The organism is Streptomyces sp. NRRL B-24085, from assembly GCF_001282115.1.
Taxonomy (GTDB): Bacteria; Actinomycetota; Actinomycetes; order Streptomycetales; family Streptomycetaceae; genus Streptomyces.
The window spans coordinates 1-4598 of sequence record NZ_LJBR01000488.1 but is presented as its reverse complement, the minus strand read 5'-3'; the positions used below and the strand labels follow the sequence as shown (position 1 = coordinate 4598).

The window sequence follows — 4598 nt, the reverse complement described above, 5'->3', positions numbered from 1 at the left end:
CGCAGTCGTAGCTCTCAGGTATTACGGGTATCACCGGGGGGCCGCACGAGGCCCCAGCACGCATCCCAAGACGCACTCCAAGACGCATCCCGACCTGCGCCCCCAGCCCCTCCGGGACCCGCCTCACCACGCCAACTGCGCGATCTCCTCCGCCACCACCGCGCACGCGTCCGCCGCCGGGTCGATCAGCGGGAAGTGGCCGACGTCCTCCAGCAGGGTCAGGCCCACCACCTCGCCCGCCTTGGCCGCCGCGTCCGCGTAGGCCTCGGCGACCGCCTGCGGTACGACCGTGTCGGTGCGGCCCTGGACGAGGGTGGTCGCGATGCCCGTCGGCAGCAGCAGCGCGGGGTCGGCGTAGGGCACGCGCGCGGCGAACCCCTCGTCGCCGCCCAGGAGTTGGCGGCACGCGCCGCCGCACACGTCCAGCTTGTCGGCGACCGTGAAGTCGGCGATGGGGGCGAGGGCGACGACCCCGCGCAGGGGCGCCGGACGGTCGATGCGCCACGCGGCGTCGGCCGGCAGCAGGTGCCGGGCCGCGGCCCACAGCGCGAGGTGGCCGCCGGCGGAGTGACCGGTGACCACCATGCGGCGCGGGTCGGCCTGCGGGAGGTGCTCCCGTACGAGCCCGGGCAGCGCGTCCATCGCGGCGGCCACGTCGTCGAAGGTCCCGGGCCAACGCCCGGCCACCGACCCGACGTCCACAGCGCCAAGACCCCCCGCACCGACGTCACCGGTATCGACGCCACCAGCACCGACGCCATCCACAGCGCCCCCACCACCGGCGCTCTCCCCCGGAAGGGAGACCCCACCCCGCCGGTACTCCACGTTGGCCACGGCGAATCCGCGCCGGGCCAGGAAGTCCGCGAACGGTGTCACATGCCGCCGGTCGTAGGGCGCCCGCCATGCCCCGCCGTGCAGGACGACGACCAGCGGCGCGAGGCCGCCCCCGGGGGACACCGCCACGCGCGGGGCGTAGAAGTCGATGACCTGGTCGGGGTCGTCGCCGTACGCCGCGGTGGCGTCGGGGTCGACCGCCGGGTGCGAGAAGGCCGACTCCTCCTCGGCCGCGACACGGGCTTCTGCGGCGGCACGGGCTGCGGCGTCGTCCGGCATGCTCCAACCTCTCAGCGACGAAAAGGATCTGACGGACCGTGAATTCATCCTGGAAGGGAATCCGGCCGTTGGCCGGGACGGTATCAGGCCCATGACGTGCACGGACCGGGGGATGTCACGCTCGGTGAGGGTTAAACGGTTCTGCCGTTTCGTTACGCTGGCGACGGTCCGCCCCACGGATCAGGAGCACACCGCCGAAGCGCACCGCCGAAGCGCACCGCCGAAACACACCGAGGAGGCCGACATGTCCGCCGAACCCGGCACCGTCCGTCCCGGCGGCCGTACCGCGCGGGTCCGTGCGGCCGTGCTGCGGGCGGCCGGGGACGTGCTCGCCGAGCAGGGCTTCGACCGCCTGGACCTCGCCGAGGTCGCCCGGCGCGCGGAGGTCGGCAAGACGACCGTGTACCGGCGGTGGGGGACGGTCACCGCGCTGGTCGCCGACCTGCTCGCCGACATGGCCGAGCAGTCGCTGCCCCGGACCCGCACCGGCTCGGTCCGCGACGACCTGCGGGCCAACGCCCTGCTGGTCCAGCGCACGCTCGCCGACCCCCGGCAGGGCGCCCTGTTCCGGGCGGTCATCGCCGCGGCGACCTGCGATCCGCGTACCGCCGAGGCGCTGCGGCACTTCTACGCGGTACGGGTCGCCGAGTGGGCCCCCTGTGTCACCGAGGGCGTCACGCGCGGGGAGCTCCCCGCCCGCACCGACCCGGCGACCGTCGTACGGGCGGTCTCCGCACCCCTCTACTACGGCCTCCTCACCACCGGCACGGCCCCCGATCCGGCCGCCGCCGAACGCGCCGCGGACGCGGCGGTCGCGGCGGCACGGGCGGGCGTGTACGCCGTACAGGACTGAGGGCGCCGAAGCCGGCCAGCCGCACCGACAGGGGGCCGAAGTCGGTCAGCCGCACCGACAGGCCGCCGAAGCCGGTCAGCCGAGCGTCTCCCCCAGCACCCGCGCCGCCCGCTCCACGTCCGCGAAGCCGACGTACAACGGCGTGAAGCCGAACCGCAGCACGTCCGGGTGCCGGAAGTCGCCCACCACACCCCGTTCGATGAGCCGCTTCATCACCTCGCCCGCGTCCTCGCAGCGCAGCGCGACCTGGCTGCCGCGCTCGGCGTGCGCCAGGGGGGTCACGCACTCGACGCGGCCCTCCTCGACGTACGACGAGACGCACTCCAGGAAGAAGTCCGTGAGGGCGAGGGACTTGGCGCGCACCGCCTCGACCGACACCCCGTCCCAGACCTCCAGGGCCGCCTCCAGGGCGAGCATGGAGAGGATGTCGGGGGTGCCGACGCGGCCCCGCAGCGCGCCCGGCGCCGGTTCGTACGACGGCCGCATCCCGAAGGGCTCCGCATGGGAGTTCCACCCGGGCAGCGGGGAGTCGAAGCGGTCCTGGTGCTCGCGCCGGACGTAGAGGTACGCCGGTGAACCGGGGCCGCCGTTCAGGTACTTGTAGGTGCAGCCGACCGCGAGGTCGACGCCGTGCGCGTCGAGACCGACCGGCAGGGCGCCCGCGCTGTGGCACAGGTCCCACACCGCGACCGCGCCCGCCGCGTGCACGGCGGCCGTGAGTCCGGGCAGGTCGTGCAGGCGTCCGGTGCGGTAGTCGACGTGGTTGAGCAGCGCGGCCGCCGTACGGCCGCTCAGCGCGCCCGGCACCTCCGCCGGGGTCACCGCCCGCAGGGTGCAGCCCGTCATCCGGGCCGCGGACTCGGCGATGTACCCGTCCGTGGGGAAGGTGGTCGCGTCGACGACCACCTCGTCCCGTCCGGCCTCGGGGCCGCCCGCGAGCCGCACCGCGCCCACAAGTGCCTTGAAGACGTTGACACTTGTCGAGTCACCGACCACGATCTGCCCGGCCGCCGCCCCGACCAGCGGGGCGATCCGGTCGCCGATCCGCTCGGGCGCGCTCCACCAGCCGCTCTCGTCCCAGGACCGGATCCGCAGGGACCCCCACTGGCGGCGCACGACGTCCTCGACGCGCCCCGGGACGGCGGCCGGGAGGGCGCCCAGCGAGTTGCCGTCCAGGTAGACGGCGTCGTCGAGGACGAACCGCGAGCGCAGGCCCGCGAGTTCGTCACCGGCGTCCAGTTCCTGTGCCTTGAAGTGGAGTTCAGACATGGGACCGGGCCGTCCACAGTTCCGGGAACACGTTCTTCTGCGCGCGCTTCTCCAGCCAGGCCACCCCGGCGGAGCCGCCCGTGCCGGCCTTGGCGCCCATCGCCCGGCGGGTGGCAACGAGGTGGTCGTTGCGCCATCGCCACACCAGCTCGGCGACATCGGTCAACGCCTCGCCCAGGCGGGCCAGTTCGTCGTGCTCGGGGCCGGAGTAGAGGGCCGTCCAGGCGGCCTCGACCTCCTCCGAGGGCTCGTAGCGGCGCGAGACGTCCCGCTCCAGGACGGCGGCCGGGATGGCGTGCCCGCGCCGGGCGAGCAGCCGCAGCACCTCGTCGTACAGGCTCGGCTCGTGCAGGGCCTTCTCCAGCTCGGCGTGGACGCGGGGCGCGCCCCGGTGCGGGACGAGCATGGACGCCGACTTGTCGCCGAGCAGGAACTCCATGCGGCGGTACATCGCCGACTGGAAGCCGGAGCCCTCGCCGAGCGCCGAGCGGTAGGAGTTGAACTGCGCGGGCGTGAGCTGGCCGAGCGGCTTCCAGGAGGCGTTCAGGGCCTCCAGCTCACGGACGGATCGTTTCAGCGCGGCGACGGCCGTGGGCACGTCGTCGGAGCGCAGGGCGGCCGCCGCGGTCTCCCACTCGTGCACGATGACGGTGAACCACAGCTCCATGACCTGGGTCGTGACCAGGAAGACCATCTCTCCGGGATCGTCGGAGAGGGTGTGCTGGAGGTGGGTGAGCACGTCCGCCTTGACGTAGTCCTCGTACGGCGTCGTGCCTTGGAAGTCGAGATGCGGGGTCTCGGGCTCCTGCGTTTCCTGAGCCTCATGGGACGACATCGCTGTCTCCTGTTATTACTCCGGGTAGCGGTCCGCCCTGCCGTTACCGACACGGGGCCCCGGTCCCCGCCGGGCATCTTCTTCCATCGTCCGCGGAAATGGCAAGGCCCGCCCGGTCACGCGGGCGGGCCCGGAGAACGGTGCCGGATCAGCCCAGCGTCTCGGCCGCCGTGAGCGAGGAGTCCTTCAGGAACTGCGAGCAGCGCTCGTACTCCTCCTGCTCGCCGATGGCACCGGCGGCACGGGCGAGGGCGTGCAGCGCGCGCAGGAAGCCGCGGTTCGGCTCGTGCTCCCACGGGACCGGGCCGTGGCCCTTCCAGCCGTTGCGGCGCAGCGCGTCCAGGCCGCGGTGGTAGCCGGTACGGGCATAGGCGTACGACTCCACGACGCTGCCCCGCTCGAACGCCTCGTCGGCGAGCTGGGCCCAGGCCAGCGAGGAGGTGGGGTACTTCGCGGCGACATCCGCGGGGGCGGTCCCCTGAGCGAGCAGTTCACGGGGCTCGGGGTCATCGGGGAGGTGGGTGGGGG

The 4598-nt window shown here is 73.6% G+C and carries 5 protein-coding genes; 1 reads left to right on the top strand and 4 read right to left on the bottom strand.

The window, feature by feature from the left end:
- Nucleotides 1-123: 123 nt before the first annotated feature.
- Nucleotides 124-1113 carry an alpha/beta hydrolase gene (locus AOJ26_RS37550; RefSeq protein ID WP_053852833.1) on the bottom strand — a complete coding sequence of 330 codons (990 nt, stop codon included), beginning with the start codon at nucleotides 1111-1113 and terminating at the stop codon, nucleotides 124-126.
- Between the two features lie 244 nt (nucleotides 1114-1357).
- Here AOJ26_RS37550 and AOJ26_RS37545 point away from each other — a divergent pair, with 244 nt between their 5' ends.
- Nucleotides 1358-1966, top strand: coding sequence for a TetR/AcrR family transcriptional regulator (locus AOJ26_RS37545; RefSeq protein WP_053852832.1), 609 nt, complete (start codon nucleotides 1358-1360; stop codon nucleotides 1964-1966).
- Between the two features lie 75 nt (nucleotides 1967-2041).
- On the opposite strand, the gene kynU is transcribed toward AOJ26_RS37545, so the two are convergent.
- The 3 genes from kynU to AOJ26_RS37530 form a co-directional block, all read right to left on the bottom strand.
- Nucleotides 2042-3235, bottom strand: a complete 1194-nt coding sequence (kynU, locus tag AOJ26_RS37540) for a kynureninase (RefSeq protein ID WP_053852831.1) — start codon at nucleotides 3233-3235, stop codon at nucleotides 2042-2044.
- Nucleotides 3228-4070 carry a tryptophan 2,3-dioxygenase gene (locus AOJ26_RS37535; RefSeq protein ID WP_053852830.1) on the bottom strand — a complete coding sequence of 281 codons (843 nt, stop codon included), beginning with the start codon at nucleotides 4068-4070 and terminating at the stop codon, nucleotides 3228-3230. Before AOJ26_RS37535 ends, kynU begins: the two co-directional genes overlap by 8 nt.
- Nucleotides 4071-4218: 148 nt before the next feature.
- On the bottom strand, nucleotides 4219-4598 hold a 380-nt coding region (locus AOJ26_RS37530), incomplete at its 5' end, for a DUF3151 domain-containing protein (protein WP_053852829.1).